General features: G+C 67.8%; 18 protein-coding genes and 2 pseudogenes. 13 read left to right on the top strand and 7 right to left on the bottom strand.

Annotation, left to right across the window (positions count from 1 at the left end; all coding sequences use genetic code 11):
* Both ALI22I_RS02350 and ALI22I_RS02340 read right to left on the bottom strand, forming a co-directional pair.
* Positions 1-574, bottom strand: a pseudogene (locus ALI22I_RS02350) (helix-turn-helix domain-containing protein); the annotation flags it as partial.
* Positions 575-1,380: 806 nt separating this feature from the next.
* Positions 1,381-2,856, bottom strand: coding sequence for an alpha/beta hydrolase (locus ALI22I_RS02340; protein WP_077003908.1), 1,476 nt, complete (start codon positions 2,854-2,856; stop codon positions 1,381-1,383).
* Between the two features lie 161 nt (positions 2,857-3,017).
* On the opposite strand from ALI22I_RS02340, the gene ALI22I_RS02335 reads away from it, so the two are divergent.
* Positions 3,018-3,764 carry a MerR family transcriptional regulator gene (locus tag ALI22I_RS02335; protein ID WP_077003915.1) on the top strand — a complete coding sequence of 249 codons (747 nt, stop codon included), beginning with the start codon at positions 3,018-3,020 and terminating at the stop codon, positions 3,762-3,764.
* The gene (locus ALI22I_RS02330) at positions 3,761-4,213 is read left to right on the top strand and encodes a CocE/NonD family hydrolase (RefSeq protein ID WP_083751359.1); all 453 of its coding nucleotides are present in this window, start codon (positions 3,761-3,763) and stop codon (positions 4,211-4,213) included. The genes ALI22I_RS02335 and ALI22I_RS02330 overlap by 4 nt, the downstream gene beginning before the upstream one ends.
* Positions 4,214-4,265: 52 nt before the next feature.
* On the opposite strand, the gene ALI22I_RS02325 is transcribed toward ALI22I_RS02330, so the two are convergent.
* On the bottom strand, positions 4,266-4,994 hold the full coding sequence (locus ALI22I_RS02325; RefSeq protein WP_179118064.1) for an SDR family NAD(P)-dependent oxidoreductase: 729 nt from the start codon (positions 4,992-4,994) through the stop codon (positions 4,266-4,268).
* Positions 4,995-5,054: 60 nt separating this feature from the next.
* Between ALI22I_RS02325 and ALI22I_RS02320 the strand changes: the two genes are divergently transcribed.
* The 3 genes from ALI22I_RS02320 (at position 5,055) to ALI22I_RS52825 (ending at position 7,892) form a co-directional block, all read left to right on the top strand.
* Positions 5,055-6,479, top strand: a complete 1,425-nt coding sequence (locus ALI22I_RS02320) for an alpha/beta hydrolase (RefSeq protein WP_077003906.1) — start codon at positions 5,055-5,057, stop codon at positions 6,477-6,479.
* Positions 6,480-6,831: 352 nt separating this feature from the next.
* On the top strand, positions 6,832-7,215 hold the full coding sequence (locus ALI22I_RS02315) for a TetR family transcriptional regulator C-terminal domain-containing protein (protein ID WP_077003905.1): 384 nt from the start codon (positions 6,832-6,834) through the stop codon (positions 7,213-7,215).
* Positions 7,212-7,892, top strand: a complete 681-nt coding sequence (locus tag ALI22I_RS52825) for a hypothetical protein (RefSeq protein ID WP_179118063.1) — start codon at positions 7,212-7,214, stop codon at positions 7,890-7,892. Before ALI22I_RS02315 ends, ALI22I_RS52825 begins: the two co-directional genes overlap by 4 nt.
* Positions 7,893-8,133: 241 nt before the next feature.
* Here ALI22I_RS52825 and ALI22I_RS55290 read toward each other — a convergent pair.
* The 4 genes and pseudogenes from ALI22I_RS55290 to fxlM (ALI22I_RS02300) all read right to left on the bottom strand — a co-directional run.
* Positions 8,134-8,388, bottom strand: a pseudogene (locus ALI22I_RS55290) (thiopeptide-type bacteriocin biosynthesis protein); the annotation flags it as partial.
* A gap of 299 nt (positions 8,389-8,687) precedes the next feature.
* Positions 8,688-9,950: a methyltransferase, FxLD system gene (gene fxlM, locus ALI22I_RS02305; RefSeq protein WP_077003903.1), complete on the bottom strand. Its 1,263-nt coding sequence runs from the start codon at positions 9,948-9,950 to the stop codon at positions 8,688-8,690.
* An 89-nt stretch (positions 9,951-10,039) separates the two neighbouring features.
* Complete coding sequence (locus tag ALI22I_RS50290; protein ID WP_179118062.1) at positions 10,040-10,207, bottom strand: hypothetical protein; 168 nt, start codon at positions 10,205-10,207, stop codon at positions 10,040-10,042.
* A gap of 17 nt (positions 10,208-10,224) precedes the next feature.
* Positions 10,225-11,508 (bottom strand): methyltransferase, FxLD system, encoded by a 1,284-nt coding sequence (gene fxlM / locus ALI22I_RS02300; RefSeq protein ID WP_238598023.1) that lies wholly within the window; start codon positions 11,506-11,508, stop codon positions 10,225-10,227.
* Between the two features lie 708 nt (positions 11,509-12,216).
* On the opposite strand from fxlM (ALI22I_RS02300), the gene ALI22I_RS54370 reads away from it, so the two are divergent.
* The 8 genes from ALI22I_RS54370 (at position 12,217) to ALI22I_RS02260 (ending at position 16,868) form a co-directional block, all read left to right on the top strand.
* Complete coding sequence (locus tag ALI22I_RS54370) at positions 12,217-12,345, top strand: hypothetical protein (protein WP_274522735.1); 129 nt, start codon at positions 12,217-12,219, stop codon at positions 12,343-12,345.
* Positions 12,342-12,884 carry a DUF6879 family protein gene (locus tag ALI22I_RS02290; RefSeq protein WP_077003900.1) on the top strand — a complete coding sequence of 181 codons (543 nt, stop codon included), beginning with the start codon at positions 12,342-12,344 and terminating at the stop codon, positions 12,882-12,884. Before ALI22I_RS54370 ends, ALI22I_RS02290 begins: the two co-directional genes overlap by 4 nt.
* Positions 12,811-13,728 (top strand): helix-turn-helix domain-containing protein, encoded by a 918-nt coding sequence (locus tag ALI22I_RS02285; protein WP_238598024.1) that lies wholly within the window; start codon positions 12,811-12,813, stop codon positions 13,726-13,728. Before ALI22I_RS02290 ends, ALI22I_RS02285 begins: the two co-directional genes overlap by 74 nt.
* Positions 13,729-13,848: 120 nt before the next feature.
* A complete protein-coding gene (locus ALI22I_RS02280; protein WP_238598021.1) occupies positions 13,849-15,000 on the top strand; it encodes a radical SAM protein in 1,152 nt (383 codons plus the stop codon).
* Positions 14,997-15,575, top strand: coding sequence for a 3'-5' exonuclease (locus tag ALI22I_RS02275; protein ID WP_077003913.1), 579 nt, complete (start codon positions 14,997-14,999; stop codon positions 15,573-15,575). Before ALI22I_RS02280 ends, ALI22I_RS02275 begins: the two co-directional genes overlap by 4 nt.
* On the top strand, positions 15,556-16,197 hold the full coding sequence (gene tmk / locus ALI22I_RS02270; protein ID WP_077003898.1) for a dTMP kinase: 642 nt from the start codon (positions 15,556-15,558) through the stop codon (positions 16,195-16,197). The genes ALI22I_RS02275 and tmk overlap by 20 nt, the downstream gene beginning before the upstream one ends.
* Positions 16,198-16,548 carry a hypothetical protein gene (locus tag ALI22I_RS02265; RefSeq protein ID WP_077003897.1) on the top strand — a complete coding sequence of 117 codons (351 nt, stop codon included), beginning with the start codon at positions 16,198-16,200 and terminating at the stop codon, positions 16,546-16,548.
* Positions 16,536-16,868, top strand: a complete 333-nt coding sequence (locus ALI22I_RS02260; protein ID WP_077003896.1) for a hypothetical protein — start codon at positions 16,536-16,538, stop codon at positions 16,866-16,868. The genes ALI22I_RS02265 and ALI22I_RS02260 overlap by 13 nt, the downstream gene beginning before the upstream one ends.
* Positions 16,869-17,366: the final 498 nt, after the last annotated feature.

The following is a 17,366-nucleotide window of genomic DNA, read 5'->3' as shown; positions in this document are numbered from 1 at the left end:
ACACGCGCTTGAGGGTGAGGGCGCAGTCGACGTGGAAGAAGTCGCAGGCCGACATGCTCGCGGCCTGGGTGCGCAGGAATCGCCGCCACGAGGTGTCGATGTCGCGCTGGGGTGCGGGCGGTATCCGCAGGTGCTTGAGCACGCGGCGGATGGTCGAGGCGGCTGTCCGGTGGCCGAGCTTGAGCAGTTCGCCCTGGATCCTGCGGTAGCCCCACCCGGCGTTCTCCCGGGCCATCCGCCCGATCAACGCCACGACGGTGTCGTCGATCGGCGGTCGGCCGGTTCGCTGTGGGTAGGTCCACTTCTTCGCGACCAGGCGCCGGTGCCACCGGAGCACGGTGCCCGGTGTCACCAACCGATGCTCACGCAGCAGTTGGGGGAGTCGGCGCACCAACGCGGCGAGCATGACGCGATCGGTCCAGTCCAACCGCGGGCGCGGGTTGGTTCGGCGCAGCACGGCGACCTCGTGCCGCAGCACCAGCAGTTCGACGTCCTTGGCTGCGGAGGAGCGTCCGAGGAGTACCAGCCAACCGCCGAGTCGAACGAAGATCAGGTACGGCAGTCGTAGCGTCACGTCTCACGATCATGCCGCCGTGGCGCATGGCGCACGATCACCGCAGGTCAGCAGCCCAGTGCAGAGTTCTGGCACCCCACAGGGTGAGCAGGTCGGTGGCGCGCAGGATGAGCAGGGTGGCGGCGAGGTTACCGATCTCGAACAGCGCGAAGGCACCCAGCAGCCGGCCGAGTTGGCCGTGCAGGACCGGGCGGACCCGGATCCGCAGGGGGCGTCGGCGTACTGCGTTGTCTGCTCAGTCGTGTACGGATGAACGTGCCCAGCATCCTCGTTCGAAACAGTCACCCTTCGGGCGACGCCCCGTGAGCCAGCGCCGCTGGTGTCCCCTCATGCCGATGTGCGAAGGCTGACTGGGTGAGATGAGGGTCTACGTCTTATTTCGCTGTTCAGTGCGGCGACGGTCGCCTACGGCGGGGTCCGCCTGGACTCGGCGGCTGTGGAAGCCATCTTCTCCGAAGGAGCCCGCCCTGCAGCGCCCGAGGTGCAGCCTTCTGATCTGGTAGGTCAGTCGGCTGTGCGGTAACTGGGTCACGTACACCTCACGCAGATGTTGGCTTGGCGGGCGCGTCGCGGTCGCCGCGCGGGACAGGTGGTTCGGCGTTGGGCGCGCCCCGGGGGTCGCGAGACGATCAGCCGCGACGCTCCGGGTTCGAGGCTGTGGGGCCCGACCCGGACGTGTCGAACGTGTGAACGCCGCGGCTCAACGGCGCCTCACAGTTCCACGTGGACACCGCTTGCTGACTGTCGGGCACGGCTCGGAGATCTGGGGGTCGACGGTGCTCTCGCACCGCCGCCCCCCGGGTCTGTCATCTGCAGGACATGTCCTGCTTCGGCAGCTTCCCGTCCACCAGGAAGCTCGTCGTGGTGTTCAGCGCACACGCGTTGTCGCTGAGGGCGTAGACGCCGTGGCCGGTTCCGTCGACGCTCACCAGCCGCGACCTGTCGCCGAACTTCTCGTCGATCAGTTCCCCGCCGCGGTGTGGGGTCACCGGGTCGCGCCGGTTCTGCACCACCAGTACATTCGCCGGGCCGTGGTCGTTCACCGCCACCGGTGGTTCCGCCGGCTCGTGTGGCCAGTACGCGCATGGCACGATGTTCGCGCTCGCCGCGCCGAACAGCGGGTACCGTTCGCGGTCCTGGGCCACCGCGCGCCGGTAGGTCTCGACATCCGAGGGCCACTCGATGTCGTTGCACGTCACCGCGAGGAACACCGACCACATGCTGTCGTTCGGCGCCGGCGTTGACAGCGTCGTCGCCGCCCTGTCGTCGCCGTCGCGCAGCGACTGCCATCCCTGCGCTGTCGGCGCGTACCTCGTCTTCCCGTACAGCCCCGCGAACGTGGCCAGCCGGAACAGGCGCCCGTCCATGTCGGCCGTTGGCGATTCGTCGAGCCGCTCCGCGAGCGCGAAGTAGGTCCTGCGCACCTCTGCCGGCGTGCGGCCCAGGCCGTACGACTCGTGCCGCGCCGCCGCCCACTTCGCGAAGTCCGGGAACGTGTCCTCCATGCCCAGGGCGTACCTGCGCAACCCGTCCCGGTCGAGGTGGGTGTCACCGATGTTGCTGTCCAGCACGATCCGGTCGGACCGCTCGGGGAACATCGACGCGTACGCGGCACCGAGCGCCGACCCGTAGGAGTACCCGAGGAAACTCGTCTTCTCCTCGCCGAGCGCGGCCCTGATCCGGTCCAGGTCACGCGCCATGTTCGCCGTCGAGATGTGCCGCAGCCTGCCGTCGGTGTCATGGGCGGCGCACTGGTGGGCGACTCCCTTCGCGACCGTGGCCTGCTCGACGACCGCCGCGTCGTCGACCGCGTACGGCGGGATGGCGCCGAGGTAGTCCTGGTCGGCGGTGAAGCCGCAGCTCACCGGCGCCGAGTGGCCGATACCGCGGGTATCCATGCCGATCACGTCATAGCTGTCCAGCACTCCCTGCGGCATACCATGCGACGCCAGGTCCGCGGGAAACGACAACCCCGACCCGCCAGGACCACCCGGGTTGAGCATCAGCACACCCCGCCGCTTGTCCGACTCCGTGCTGGCCAGCCGCGATATCATGATCTCGATCTGCTCGCCATCCGGCGCGCGGTAGTCGACCGGCACCGGCACGGTGGCGCACCGCAGCACCCACGGCGGGGGCACCACCACATCGTCGGGGCACGCGCCCCACACCAACCCCGCCGCCGGTTCATCGGCCGTCGCGGGCACCGCCGCCACCGAACCCGTCAGCCCGACCACGACCGCGAGGGTCACACCCCGGATCGTGTCACGCTTTCGTCGTCTCATCTCCAGCCTCCCCGAACTCGCTCTGTTCCCATGAGAGGCCCATTCGAATCTGTGCCCTCGGGGCATGGTCAAGCACACTTGACTGTGCCCCAGGGGCACGATGTCGAATATGGGTGCGAGCCGACGACAGGGCCGACGACGGGGAAGGGACGCGCACACGGATGGCGTGGAGCACGCGGGAACTGGCCGAACTGGCAGGCACGACCCTGAAGACCGTCCGCCACTACCACCAGATCGGACTGCTCGACGAACCGGAACGCGCCGCGAACGGGTACAAGCGGTACCGGGTCCCGCACCTGGTCCGGCTGCTGCGCATCCGCAGGCTCGTCGACCTGGGCGTGCCACTGTCCGCCATCCCGGTGCTCGAGAAGTCGGAGCAGGGTGCGGAGCAAACGCTGCGCGCGCTGGACGCGGAGCTGAAAGCGAGTATCGAACGCCAGCAGCGGATGCGGAAGGAGCTGGCGTTGGTCCTGCGACACCACAGCCTCGTCGACCTGCCCCCTGGCTTCGACGGGACCGTCGCCGACCTGTCGGACGTGGAGCGTGCGCTGCTGATGGTCTACTCACGAGTGCTCGACGAGCCGGCGATGGCCGTGTTGCGGCAACTGCACTCAACACCCCGGCCGCCGGAACAAGACGAGTTCGACGCACTGCCTGCCGATGCCGACGACGCCACGAGGCAGCGCCTGGCCGAGGCCTACGCACCGGTGGCGCGCCGCCAGTTCGAACAACACCCGTCCCTGAAGGACATAGCGATGAGCGAGGCCCTCACCAAGCCGGTCGTCCTCCACGGACTGGTGGAGCTGTACAACCCCGCCCAAATCGACGTTCTGCAGCGCCTGAACACCCTCCTAGAGCTCACACCCCCGGAAGCAACACCCACACCGAGAACCAACACCTCGGAATAACTCACCAAGGTGCTGGATGTCCGCTGGCGAAGGCCACCCGGCTGACCGGCACGCCGCGGCTGTCGCTGACCGCCGAGGGCCACGGCAACGTGATGGTCAAGCTGTACGACGTCGCGCCGGACGGCACCGCGGTCATGTTCGACGAGCAGGTTTCCACTGTGGACGGTGGTGAGCTGGCCTTCGACCTGCAGTCGACCGACTGGACCCTGGCCGCCGGGCACTCGCTGGCGGTGGAGATCGGCACCATCCAGGCCAACGCGCTCAACGACTGGATCGACACGCCGTCGCGCAAGAAGATCGAGGTCACCGGCGCGCGGTTGGAGCTGGCCACGGACGATCCCGCCGACGACGTCGCCACCGAAGGCGCTCGCGCGCCCTACCTGGACACGTACCTGGGCATCTACACGTCGAAGCTGCCCATCGGGGAACCGGAGTTCACCCTGCCCTGATCGTCCACCCGGCCGGGTGGAGCGGATTTCACGCTCCACCCGGCCGTTTTTGCTACAGGCGGAAGCCGCCGGTGGCGTCGACCAGTTGCCCGGTGATCCACCGGGCGTCGTGGGAGGCGAGCAGGCCGACGACATCGGCCACGTCCTCGGGTTCGCCAATGCGGCCAAGGGCGTTCTGCGCACCGAGATCGGCGATGAGATCGGAGTTGCCGCGCAGCCAGGAAGCGTTCATGTCGGTGTCGATGGTGGCGGGGACGACGGCGTTGACGGTGATTCCGCGCGGGCCGAGGTGCTGGGCGAGTGGCAGGGTGAGCGCGTCGAGCGCGCCCTTGGTCATGGTGTAGCCGATGATGTCGGGAATGGCGACACGGGTGGCGCCGGAGGAGACGTTGACGATGCGCCCGCCGTCGGCGAGGCGGGGCAGGCCCGCCTGGATGATCAGGAACGGCGCGGTGTCGTTGACCTGCTGCTGGCGGGCGAAGTCCTCGGCGCTGAACTCCTCGATGGTGCCGCGCAGGGAGATCCCGGCGTTGTTCACCAGCACCCGCACCGGGGCGTCGCGCAGCGGGCCCGCGGCGGCGTCGTAGGCGGCCCAGAAGGCGGTTCCGGTGTCGGGCGCGGCCAGGTCGGCGGCGAAGCTGAACGCCCTGCCACCGGACGCGGTGATCTTCTCGACGACGCCGGCGGCATCGGAGTCCTGGCGGTAGTGGACGGCAACGGTGCGCCCACCGACGTCTATTCCGATCAGTACAGAAGTCGATTTTTCTTGACCATGCCTCAAGGACACGGTTTCTACTCGGGTGGTGGGCGGGCGCATGTCCCGCCCACGGAGAGGGAAACCATGCGCAGAGCGTTGACCATCGTCGTCGCCGCGGTCGCGGCCGCGACGGCACTCGCACCACCGGTGCTCGCGGAACCGTCGTTGCGGTGGGGTGACTGCGAAGGGCTGGACGTTCCCGGCCTGCAGTGCACCACCGTGGACGTTCCGCTCGACCACCGGAACCCGGACGGGCCGCAGATCGAGATCGCGCTGTCCAAGCTGGCGAGCAAAAATCCCGAGCAGCGCCGGGGCGTGCTGCTGACCAATCCCGGCGGGCCGGGCGGAGCCGGGCTGGACTTCCCCGTCGGCCTCGGGCTGCCGCAGAGCGTGCTCGACACCTACGACATCATCGGGTTCGACCCGCGTGGTGTCGGCCGCAGCACGCCGGTGACCTGCGACCTGACGCCGGAGCAGCAGAGCCGCGGCAACATCCCGCCCTACGCGCACAACGCGGTCGACGTGCTGGAGCAGGCGAAGAACGCGAAGGCCGTCGCCGAGCAGTGCGCCAAGTCCGAGACCGCGCACCTGCTCCCGTTCATCTCGACCGCGGCCACCGCGCGGGACATGGACCTGATCCGCGGGAAGCTGGGCGAGGACAAGCTTTCGTTCCTCGGTTACTCGTACGGCACGCATCTCGGCGCGGTCTACACCACGTTGTTCCCCGAGCGCAGCGACCGGATCGTGCTCGACAGCAACCTGGTCCCGGCCGGACTGGACCGCGAGGCCAGCCGCCTGTTCGGCCCTGGCATGGAAGAGCGGTTCCCGGACTTCGCCGCGTTCGCCGCCTCGCATCCCGAGTACGGCCTCGGCGCCACCCCGGAGGCGGTGACCGCGAAGTTCCACGAGCTGTCCGACCGCTTGGACCAGAAGCCGGTGGACGGCATCGACGGCTCGACGTTCCGGTTGCTGACCTTCGGCGGGCTCTACCGCGACAACCGGATGCCCCGCTTGGCCGAGACGTGGCGGGCGCTCGACACGAACCAGCCGCTGCCGCCCACCGCGACCGAAGCGGCGGCGCAGGATGTGGACAACCTCGTGTCCAGCCACCTCTATGTGCTCTGCAACGACAACCGCTGGCCGCGGTCGATCGGCACCTACGTGCACGACACCGCTGTGGACCGGGAGCGCTTCCCGCTGTTCGGTGGGGCCGGGGCCAACATCCGCCCGTGTGCGTTCTGGTCGACCGAACCGGCCGAGCCGCCCGTTCGCGTCGGTGACCGCGGGCCGTCGAACGTGTTGCTGTCGCAGAACACCAATGACCCGGGCACCCCGCTGGCCGGTGCCGAGAAGATGCACCGCGCCCTCGGTGACCGGTCCCGGATGGTCACCGCCGAGCAGGGTGGCCACGGTGCCTACCTGCTCGGCGCGAACCAGTGCCTGAACGACGCGGTCACGACCTATCTGACCACGGGCGAGCGCCCGGCGGAGGACCTCGTCTGCTCGTAGACCCCGCGGCGGCCCGCCGACCACCAGGTCAGCGGGCCGCTCCGGGCTAGCGAGTGTTTGAAAGTGTTTGCGTGGCGGTGCGGGTGGCGGCACCTCAGGCGCCTTCTCGCTCCGGGAGCTCCACCTCATGAATACCAATTCACCACGGTGAAGCTGTCCTCGCGAGAAGACACCTGAGAACCCGCCGCGGTGCCGGTTGACTGCCCCACAGCAAGCGGCTCCGCCGCTTATAAAACACTAGGGGGATTCCGCGATGAGGGCGTTGACCTTCGCAGGGCATCCAGCTGGGCCGGGTTGTAGAACTCGAGTACGCCGTCGAGGACCTTTCCCACAGGCTGCCAACCGGGTCCGGTTGGCAGCGACCACCGGAACCGTCGGTGACCAGCTTTTCTCAGCGCTCGCCACGCTGCTGCCGCTGGACGAGGAGCGCAGACGCGAGGCAGGCGTGTGGCTCGCAGTCGCCGCGCGGGCCAACACACTTCCCCGGCTGGCGCGGATCCAGGCCGAGGGCAATGCCGAAGTCCGCGCGGCATGCGTTGCCGCGCTCCGGCTTGCCAAGCAGCGCAAGGAAACCCAGGGCCCGGTCGACCCGGATCTCGACGGGGCGGCGCTCGCCGCGTTCGTCGACGGCCTGTGGGGGCACATGGTCAACGATCCAGCCGCGTTGGACGCCGACCGAGGGGTCCAGCTCCTCGCCGCCCACCTCGGCCGCCTGCTGCGGATGCGTGACCGATGACCCGCGAATCGCTCACCACCGACCCCAGGACCGAGCCACCCACCGCACGGGCTTGGGCAGCCGCGGTCGCCCCGATTCTGCTGCTGGCCGCCATCTCCGCCTATCTCAGCGACGGTCGCACCATCCGCACGGCGGTGGCGTTCGCGGGTGCCGGGGTGTCGATCGTCCTCGTGGTGCTGCTCGCCGGTCTGGCCCTCGGCCGCAGACACCTGGTTCCCGGCGCACTCACGCCGGTCGCGGTAGCGGTGGCCGCGGTCATGCTGCTCGTGGTGGCGAACTCGCTGCCCACCCTGCCCGCGCTGGCCGGTCTCGACGGCAGCTGGCAAGCAAAGCTGCTCAACCTGGTCTGGCTCGGGATACTGCTGGCCTGTTGGCCCGCCGGGCGACGGGCCGTCGGACTGACCACCGTGCGCCCGCAGCCCGGTTCCGGACGGCCGATCCTGCTAGCCGCCTCAGCTGCTGCAACCAAGCGGCAAGACCCGAGTGCCTGTTCAAGAAGGTTCAGGCTGGTCGGACTTACCGCGCCCCGCGATCCAGCGGGACGCGCTCGCCCCGCGCCGGCGGCGGGAGAGGGGTCAAGCCCCGCGGGCGCTCTTCCCGCGGGGCTTGGCGCCCGACCGGCGACGGCGCAGCGTGCGCGACGTCCCGCCGGATCGCGGGCAGCGGAGAGGCAGTAGGTGAGAAGGTGTATCGGTCCGCGGCCCGCAGAGAGCGGACGACTTGGATGGCCAGGTCTGCATGCGGCTCGGGGCGGTGAGGCCGCTGGCAGTGGGCCGGGAAAGGTAGGGCGTGCTCATGAGGTGTTCCCGGTATGGGGGTAACTGAGGGCGACGGCGCGGGCCGCCCAGGCAAGAATGCTTTGGGCAGCCCCGAGCGGTTCCAGTGGAAGATCACCAGGTAGCTCAAGACCTCGCGCAGGCCCCTCTCCAAGGTGCCGGCGCGAGCTGCGACGCCCGGCGTCCGGCCGGCCTGGCGGAAAGCGGTCGCCCACTGGGCTGCCGCGGCCAACGGGCCGTCGGCCTGCAGCAGCGGCCCCTCGGGGGAGGTGTCGGTGAGCATCAGTCGTTTGAGGGCACCGGACATGGCGGCCGGTCTCGTCGTCGGGATGTCATCAGGAAGAGGGCGTTCTTGGGCGACGCGGTGCCAGACATCGCCTTGCTCATACCATTCCAGTCCGGCAGCGCATGAGGGTGGTGCACAGCAGCACCGACAGTTCGCGTCGGCCGAGCCCGATGCCGCCGTCAGGATTTCAGGCCCACGAGAGGGCGTGGTTTAGGACATTGGCGGCTTGTTCGGCGGCGGTATGCAACCGGCCTCGAAGGTCTCGGGGATCGTTCCTCGCTGTAGTCCGGCTGATGCGACGAGGCTGTTCAAGCGCGGATGTCCAGCTCGAACTCGTCCTCGAAGGGCGCCTCCAGTCGCGCTGTCGCACCGCCGGGCGACTCGATCGCTACTACGGTCACTGTTCTCCTCTACTGGTGGTTGGGGTGGTGCAGGATGTCCTGGCCGACGGCGTTCGCGGGATGTGGCCAGGAGATCAGGACCCGGCTGTGGCGCTTGCCGACGACGAAGTCCGCCGCCGGCAGCTGCTCGTCGGGGGTTGTCGTCGGGTAGACGAGGTACTGCGGTCCCGGGCCGCCGCGGTGGTCGCGGTCCCAGATCCGGAGCTGTTCGGCGACGACCTGAGCCAGGGCGGTGGGGGACGGGCCGTAGGCGTGGACCTCCAGCGTGAGGTGGTCCCCGCCGAGTCGGCGGGAGGCCACGTACGCCAGGTTGGCGCCGTCGACGGCCGCCATCCCGGTGTGGATACCGCCCAGCGGCCGGGGCGACGCCTCGTTCGCGGCGCGGTCGAGCATGATGCGGCAGAACCCAGGGACCGTGGTGGCCAGCCACATCTGCATGGTCGCCCACGGCTCGCCCAGACGGAGCCCGGCACCGCTGTCCACCACCGGCTCGTACTCCAGCACGCCGTCCAGCCGCGACAGGTCGGCCGGGGGCTGCTCGTCGAAGACCAGCCTGACCGCGCCGTCGCGCAGCACCAGCTCTGTGCTGTCGTGGGCGCCGGCACCCTGCATCGGCACGAACCCGAACAGCCGGGCCGACTCGCTGACCAGCCGACCACCCTCGCGCACCAGGGCCACGGTGCGCATCAGCCCCATGACCTTCAGCGGAACCACGAGCAGGCCACCGTCCACGAGTTGGTCGATCCAGGCCGGCGGCACGTCCCACGACCCGACCGTGACCAGGATCCGGTCATAGGGCTCGTGCTCCGGCACGCCGTACTCGGCGTCGGCGAGCACTACGTTGACCCGGGTGTATCCGGCCTGATTCAGGAACCGTGAGGTCCGTTCGGTCACGAACTCGTCGATGTCGACGGTCGTCACCCGGCCGGTCGGCCCGACCAGCTCGGAGAGGTAGGCGGCGTTCATCCCGCCGGAGCCGATCTCCAGCACGTTCATCCCCGGCTCGATCCGGGCCTGCTCCAGCATGTGCGCCTGCGCATCGGGCGCGGACAGCGAACTCAACGGCCGTCCGTTCTCGTCCTTCTTCGTCACGAGCCCGTTCCACGGCTCGTAGACCGCTTCGAGATCGGCCTCCGGGGCGAAGGTCTCGCGGGGAACCGCGCGCATCACGGCCTCGATGCGGGGAGAGACGATCGTTCCCGCATCCTTGAGCGCATCGACGGTCTGGTTGCGCAGCTGGGTAGCTCGCTCTCCCGGAGTCGTTCCAGTCACGAAATGTCCTTAATCGTCGTACTTCATGGTGGTTTTGCTGCTGACCTCACCGGACCAGTGGGCCTACGCGTCGGAGCTTGGCGCGCCAGTTATGCGATCAGCAGGAAACGGTTCCAGGCGGTGTCGCTTCGGGGATTCGCGAGGGTGCAGGGGCTAACGCGAGGCTGCGCCGTGGTCGGGGCGGTCAGGACCTCGATGTCGAGGTCGAACGGATCGCCGGTGGCCGGGGCGGTGACCGGTTCGAGGGTGGTTGTCATGCGGGTTCCCCTTTTCGTCAGCCGCGTGTGGCGGCGGTGTGGTCGGCGTGGTCGGGGCCGGTGGGCCAGGTGACGATCACGCGGGTGTGGCGGCGGTCCATGACGAACCCGGCGGGCAGTGCCTCGTCCGGGGTCGCGGCGGGGTAGACGGTGATGTGGGCGCGGTGCCCGCTGTGGCGGTGCTCCCGGTCCCAGGTGCGGATGTCGGCCACGACCTGGTCGGCCAGCGCCGCGGCGTCGGGGCCGTGGGCGAACACGCCGAACTCGGCGCGGTCGGTGTCGGGGACGCGGCGGGTGACCCGGTAGGCGAAGCCGGTGTCGCTGTAACGCGTGGGCGCACCCCACCGCGCCCAGCCGCTCACCAACTTGGCCTCGACGGCGGGCTGGAGCGCCTGGAGCAGTCCGAACCGGCCGGGCCGGGTGGCCAGGAACAGGTCCAGGTCGTCGAACGGCTCCGTACCGCCGACCTCGACCCCCGACCACGCCTCGGTCCGGGGGCCGCGCAGCGCGTCGGCCAGCAGCGCCGCGTCGGTGTCGGCCGGACCGTCGATGCGCAGGCCGACCTGCTCCCCGTCGGCGATGGACAGGAACGTCTCCTCGTGCGCGCCCAGGCCCTGCATGGCCACGAACCCGGCCCGCTGGTGGTCACGGTCCACCAGGCGACCCTCGACCTTGTCCAGCGCCACGGTGCGGGTGGTGCCGCGCATCAGCAGCGGCACCACGATCCGGCCACCCTCGACCAGTTGCTCCCACCAGGCGGGCGGCAGGTCCCAGGCACCGACGGTGACGATGATGCGGTCGAACGGCTCCTCGTCGGGGATGGGGTGTTCGGCGTCGCCGTGCACCACCCGCACCGCCGGGTAGCCGGCCTCGGCCAGCAGGCGCGGGGCGCGTTCGACGACGTCGCCGTCGATGTCGACCGACACCACGTGCCCGGCCGGGCCGACGATCTCGGCGAGCAGCGCGGCGTTGTAGCCGCCGGAGCCGATCTCCAACACCCGCATCCCGGGACGCAGGTCGGCCTGCTCCAGCATCGCCGCCTGGATCGCCGGCGCGGAGACGCTGCTCAACGCCGCACCGTCGGGACCACGCTTGGTCACCACGGACTTGTTGGCCGCATACGCCTGCTCCGGCGTGACTTCCGGGGCGAACACGTGACGCGGCACTGCGGCGAACGCCTCGGCCACGGGCGCGCCGCGCAGCGCCGACAACGTTCGAAGCTGGTCGATCATCCGCAGTCGAAGCTCGTCGGGACCGGCCGGTTCGGTGTCGGACTGGGTAAGCGGTGAAGTGTCGGTCACGAAGATCCCTCGCTTGCGCATCCAGAAAGGTGAGCACTGCTCATTGATGCTGGTGGTCGAAGTCGGTCGAACCGTATCGACATGGTCACTGTCCGCAATCATGCGGTGGTGCTGCCCGTAGCTGTCTTGCCGGGGGTCTCGCTGGTGGGGCTTGCGTCTTCCGCGACAAGCTCACCCTGTGGTCCGGGAGGTGGGGAACGCCGCGGCGTTCCCCACCTCCAGCAGCCGCCGACGGCGTGTCCGCAGTGTGGCCGGCGGGGTGGCGTGTCGAGCCGCGCCGGTCGGGGGCGTGGCGTGTTCGACGGCGATCAGGTGCCGGTGGGCGGTAGCCCAGACCTGGTAGCTCGGGGTGCGACCGCGTCGCCACCTGGGACGGCATTGGGGACACCGGCCGCTGTGGTCGGGCCGGTGTCGACCGAGCAGATCACGAAGGGTGGCGGTGAGCCGGTGCAACCCGCCGTCCAGCAGCCTGGTCCTGGCGGCGGCGTCGTCGCCTTCGGCTGCCAGGCAGGCGGTCGTAGTAGCCGTCGTTGACGAACTCGGCCCCTGCGCCACGATGGCAAGAAGTTTTCGTGAAGTTCGAGCAAGGAGGGGCTATGCGGGCCGAATTTCTTGGATAAGGATCCTGAGTCGACGGAGGGGGATTCGCCTACGCTGTTCGCCACGGACAGGACCGACCGTGTCACCTACATCGCACAGGGTTGGAGGGTGACCGACCCTCAGGTGCTCGCGGACGTCGGTCCCGTTCCCGACCACGAGACCTTGATCGAGATCCCTGAGGACGTGCTGAAGTTCTACGTGCGTCGTTACCAGCAGCAGAAGGAGGGGAACAACTGACCCTCATCGAGCCCGGACCTGACTTCATCCGGCTCTTCACGACGTTCGAGCACACGGCGTTCCGGCTGGAGACACGCGACGAGTACAACTCGCCCCGCGAGGCGGAGTCGTTCCGGAAGTTCGTCGCCGGCGAGCCGGACGTGTCGTATCACGAGGGCTGGCTGAGCATGGTTCGTCAGGCGACATCCGAAGGGCGCCTGTTCTCGCGCGTGCGGGTGGTCAGCTTCCCGCTGACCGACTACATCCGCTTCAGCATGTGGGTGGCCGGGTTTACCGGAGAAGCCGGTGACGACATCCGCTATCTCACACGTGAACAGGCAGGGGAAGCCGGGCTGCCGCAGTACGACTACTGGCTGTTCGACTCACGCAAGCTGGTCAAGATGCACTTCGCCGACGATGACCGGTTCGTGGGCGCAGAGGTTGTCGAAGACCCGTCAGTCATCGTGGAACACAACTACTGGCGTGATGCAGCTCGTCATCACGCCACTGATCGAGATGAGTTTGTCGCCAAGCATGAGCAGCGGGACATCCAGCGTTGACGAAGCGCGCAAGGCGCTGGGCAAGCGACTCCGCGAGCTGCGGGTAGCCGCCAAGCTGTCCGGGAAACAGCTCGCGGAGTCTTTGTCATGGGCGGGGTCGAAGGTTTCGAAGATAGAGAACGGTCACCAGACGCCGACCGATGACGATATCCGGGACTGGGCGAGGGCCACTGAGTCGGAAGGCCAGACGGCGAGTCTGCTGGCTGCGCTTCATAATCTTGAGCTTCAACATGCCGAATGGCAGCGGGTACTCAAGGCGGGCATGAAGACCCACCAGGCCACTCTTTCTCAGATAGACGAGAAGACCAGGTTCTATCGTGGATTCGACAACACGGTGATCCCCGGCCTCATTCAGACGCCCGAATATGCCCGTGCACGCTTCGCTCAGGTGGTGATGGTCCACAAGGTGCCGAACGACGTCAACGAGGCGGTGCGGGTGCGAATGCAGCGCCAGGAGATGTTGTATCGCCCGGACAAGCGCTTCCACTTTGTCTTGACCGAGGCGGCGCTCCGCTACCGTCTGGTCTCGGTGGACATCATGATCGGCCAGCTTGACCGGCTGATGGCGATCTCCTCGATGCGCAACGTCAAACTGGGGATCATCGACTTCAAGACGCAGTACGTCACCGACCCACGTCACAACTTCTGGGTGCTGGACGACCACCTTGTTCGGGTCGAGACCTACTCGGCGGAGCTGAACCTTCGCCAGCCTCAGGAGATCGAGTTGTACACGGGGATCTTCGAGCACCTCGCGGGAGTCGCCAGTTACGGCAGTGCGGCCAGGGAGCTCATCGGCCGCGTCATGCGGGATCTGGCCGCCGAAGCCGAGGGGCCTGGCGCGTAATTTCGATCAAGCAACCCGTGCGAGCTTTTCGAGAAAAAGCGAGAAAATTTCTGGCGCGGTCAGTAGTCACACGCTTACGCTCCACCGGCGTCGACCCCTCCGGCCTTGGAGAACAGCAGCGTGATCACACCTGTGCCCCTGCTCGGTTCCGACCAGGTCAACCGGCTCCCCGAGCGCGCCCGTGAAGTTGTCGAGTACCGGAAGAGCGGCTTGAGCCTCAACCACATCCAGGGCTGCCCGCTCGGATGCACCTACTGCATCCGCCACACCTACGGCCTGTGGGACCAGAACCAGCCCGTCGCGCTCATGACCGACGCCCGGGCCGTCGAAGAGCTGGTCCATCACCGTTACTTCCAGCCGCACGCCACGCCGATCCAGCTCTTCAACCGCGCGACAGAGCCCTTCTTGCCCAACGTGCGCCCGCACACCTTCGCCGTGCTCGAGGACTTGGACGAGCGCGAGTTGACCAACCACGTGCTGGTCATCACGAGGCACCGGCTCAAGCCCGACGACATCGACCGGCTCAACCGGCTCCACCACCTCAAGGTGACGCTGCTGTTCACCTACTCCGGCATCGACAGCAAGAAGATCGAGCCCTACGCATCGCACGTCGCGGCCGACTCGCTGAAGCTCATGAGCACGCCCCCGCTGCGGAAGTACCGGACGGTTCTCTACTGGCGCCCCTTGGTCCCCGGACTCAACGACACCGATGAACACCTGGCCACCGCATACGAGCTGAGCAGGTACGCCGACGCCACGGTCTTCACCGGCTTGTTCTACCGCGACCAGATCGCCGAGTACTACAAGACCAACGGCCTCCCCGAACCGTACACGGACACCGCCCGCCGGAAGATCGTGCCCGAGACCTTGGAACGCCGCGTTCTCGACGCCTTCTCCCACTCGTCCGCCTTGTTCCGCAAGACCTCCTGTGCCGTCTCGTATGCGCATGGTCTTCCCGACTACAACGGGCACTACGGCATCAGGGAGCTGTGCGACATCTGTCCACTCAGTCAGCTCGAACTGTGCGCCGGCGCTCACCGCGTCCCGACCGCCGAAGACGTGCACCACGTCGCCGGCGTGTTGCCCGAGGCGAACAACCTGAAGGTCGTGGACGTCTCGGAGCGCGCCGTCGTCGTGTCCGGCCTGGGGACCGAACAGCCGCGCTACTTCCTTCAGCACACGCTCGGCTTCCAGATCCACGACCAACACCACCCGCACCACGAGCGACGGCACGGCCGCGCGGACATCGGATGGAAGGGAACGCCGGCATGACGCACTGGACCTCGTTGAACTACGTGGTCGTTGACGTCGAGGGCAACGGCCGGCAGCCGCCCGACATCGTGGAACTGGCGGCCGTCCCGATCGTCGACGGGATCATCTGTGAGCCGAAGAACTGGTTGGTCCGGCCCGATCTACCGATCACCCACTTCGCCAAGAAGATCCACGGCATCGGCAACGAACAGGTCGAGAACGCCCCTGCGTTCACCTACGTCGAAGTCGACGTTCTGAAGGCGCTGGACACCTCGGCTCTGATCGCCCACAACGCACACGTCGATGTCGGTGTGCTCCAGCGCAAGCTCGGGGACTGGAAATGCCCCGAGGTGTTCGACACGCTCAAGCTCGCCCGTCGCCTGCTGCCCGGCCGCACGACCTACAAACTCGGCGCGCTCGTCGAGGAGTTGGGCCTCGCCAGTGGACTCGACGGTGAGGCCCAACCACACAGGGCTGCCTACGACGCCGTCGTGACGGCAAGGCTTTTCGTACATCTCGCAGGTCGGCGAACACTCGAAGAACTCCGCGATCAACCGACGGGAGGAGACGGCAGTGATGAGCCCGCTCTCTTCTGACCGCGGGCGCGGCTTGTTCGTCACCATCGACGGACCGAGCGGCGCAGGGAAGACCACGATCATCAGACATTTGGCACAAATGCTTGTGACTCAAGGCGAACAGGTACACGTCACTGCCGAACCGTCCAGCGGCCCCATCGGCAAGCTCGCGTCCGAATTGACCGAGACGGTCACCGGCCACGCGCTCGCCTGCCTGTACGCGGCCGACCGCTACCACCACATCGAGACCGAGATCAAGCCGCTCATGGCGTCCGGGCACATCGTGGTGTCCGACCGCTACGTCGCGTCCGGCCTGGTGATCCAGCGGTTCGACAACCTCGACCCGGTGTTCTTGTGGCAGCTCAACGAGGACGTCGAGATTCCCGACCTCGCCGTGATCCTCGAAGCCGACCCTGACGTGATCGCCGAACGGCTGGAAGCACGCGGACCACATAACCGCTTCCAGGTCACCCCCGGCAGTAGCCACGCGGAAGCCGCGTACTACCAGGAGGCCAAGCAGCAGCTCCTCCGAGCCGGCTTCAACGTGATCGCTGTGGACTGCACGAAGCGACCGGCCGAGCAGTCGGCTGCGGTCATCCGCACCCAAGTCCAAACGCTTCTCTCCGGGGCCGAGGTGGGCTGAATGAACCGGCCAATCAGCGAGGCGGAGGCGGTCCGTCGCTACCCGGAGCTTCACGAGCTGGTCACCGCGGGCCGAGCCGGTTGGACCTTCCGGTCACTCCACGACGCCGGTGGTGAACTGGTCGGGATCGCCGCGAGCTACAGCCGCCGGCAGTACACCGATGCCCTGTTCATCGGCGACCGCACGAACGTCAGCGCGGCACGCGTGTTCCATGAAGGAGGCGGCTGCGCGTGGGTCAAGGAAGGTTCTGACCTTCACGACGTGGTGCAGGAGCTTCACGGTCTTCCCGAGCCGGGGGAGCCCGGCACACCCACCCCCGTCAAACGTTCAAGCCTGCTGTGGACGCGATGATGAGCACGCTCGCGAAGGTGAGCGGAGACGTACCCGTTCAAGCCGACGTACCCCGGATGCGTGAAGAGCCGCGGTTCCTGGACACGCTCGACCTGGTGGCGATGCCTACTGCGGTCACAGTCGCACGCATGTTCGTGTCATCCACCCTGAGCCGATGGCATGCCCTGTTCATCGAGGACTACATGACGGCCGTCGCAGTCGAGCTGGTGTCGCTCGCCGTCGAAGCGACCGGACCCGGGACCAAGCCGATCACGCTGCGGATGCTTGGTTACCAGCGGCACATCGTCTTCGAGGTCACCGACACCCACCATGAACGCTGACGGCGCCCGAAGACACCTACCTGCCTGACGACTCGGGTCTTGGCCTGGTGGACACGCTCGCGAGCCGTTGGGGTTCGTCCATCGCTCCGCAGGGCCGAGTGACGTGGGCCGAACTGTCCGTCTACGAGCGCACCGAGGCTGGTCTGCCATTACGCCCCCGTTCCGTGTCGAGTGACAGGGAGAAGCCTGGCGATTCGCTGCCTCCTCCTGATCCCGGACTTCTCCGCAAGGTGCTCGACGGCCTCGGCCGTCTCTAACGCTCAAAGGAAGACGTACATGGTCGACCAGACAGAGAACCTTCCCAAGGACATGCCATTCCCGCCATTCCCGGCCACCTGACCACTTCGCGAAGCCGAGCCGCCCTGTGCCGCGTCCCGACCCGGCGACCGTGCCGGAGGATCCGATCCGGCGGGATTTCTCCTGCGCCGCAACCGAAACCGACACCCGCTCGTGCGGTGACATCACTTATCCACACCTGGGAGGGGTGGCTCTACCTGG

The sequence above is a fragment of the Saccharothrix sp. ALI-22-I genome (assembly GCF_001984175.1).
Taxonomy (GTDB): Bacteria; Actinomycetota; Actinomycetes; order Mycobacteriales; family Pseudonocardiaceae; genus Actinosynnema.
The sequence above is the reverse complement of the archived record's forward strand: the minus strand, read 5'-3'. Positions and strand labels throughout refer to the sequence as shown.

What these genes read in the sequence shown, in the direction of transcription:
- ALI22I_RS02340 (WP_077003908.1), bottom strand. Translation starts at nt 2,856, where the DNA reads ATGAGACGACGAAAGCGTGACACGATCCGGGGTGTGACCCTCGCGGTC.
- ALI22I_RS02335 (WP_077003915.1), top strand. Translation starts at nt 3,018, where the DNA reads ATGGCGTGGAGCACGCGGGAACTGGCCGAACTGGCAGGCACGACCCTG.
- ALI22I_RS02320 (WP_077003906.1), top strand. Translation starts at nt 5,055, where the DNA reads ATGCGCAGAGCGTTGACCATCGTCGTCGCCGCGGTCGCGGCCGCGACG.
- ALI22I_RS52825 (WP_179118063.1), top strand. Translation starts at nt 7,212, where the DNA reads ATGACCCGCGAATCGCTCACCACCGACCCCAGGACCGAGCCACCCACC.
- ALI22I_RS50290 (WP_179118062.1), bottom strand. Translation starts at nt 10,207, where the DNA reads ATGACAACCACCCTCGAACCGGTCACCGCCCCGGCCACCGGCGATCCG.
- ALI22I_RS02285 (WP_238598024.1), top strand. Translation starts at nt 12,811, where the DNA reads ATGCAGCTCGTCATCACGCCACTGATCGAGATGAGTTTGTCGCCAAGC.
- ALI22I_RS02275 (WP_077003913.1), top strand. Translation starts at nt 14,997, where the DNA reads ATGACGCACTGGACCTCGTTGAACTACGTGGTCGTTGACGTCGAGGGC.
- tmk (WP_077003898.1), top strand. Translation starts at nt 15,556, where the DNA reads ATGAGCCCGCTCTCTTCTGACCGCGGGCGCGGCTTGTTCGTCACCATC.
- ALI22I_RS02265 (WP_077003897.1), top strand. Translation starts at nt 16,198, where the DNA reads ATGAACCGGCCAATCAGCGAGGCGGAGGCGGTCCGTCGCTACCCGGAG.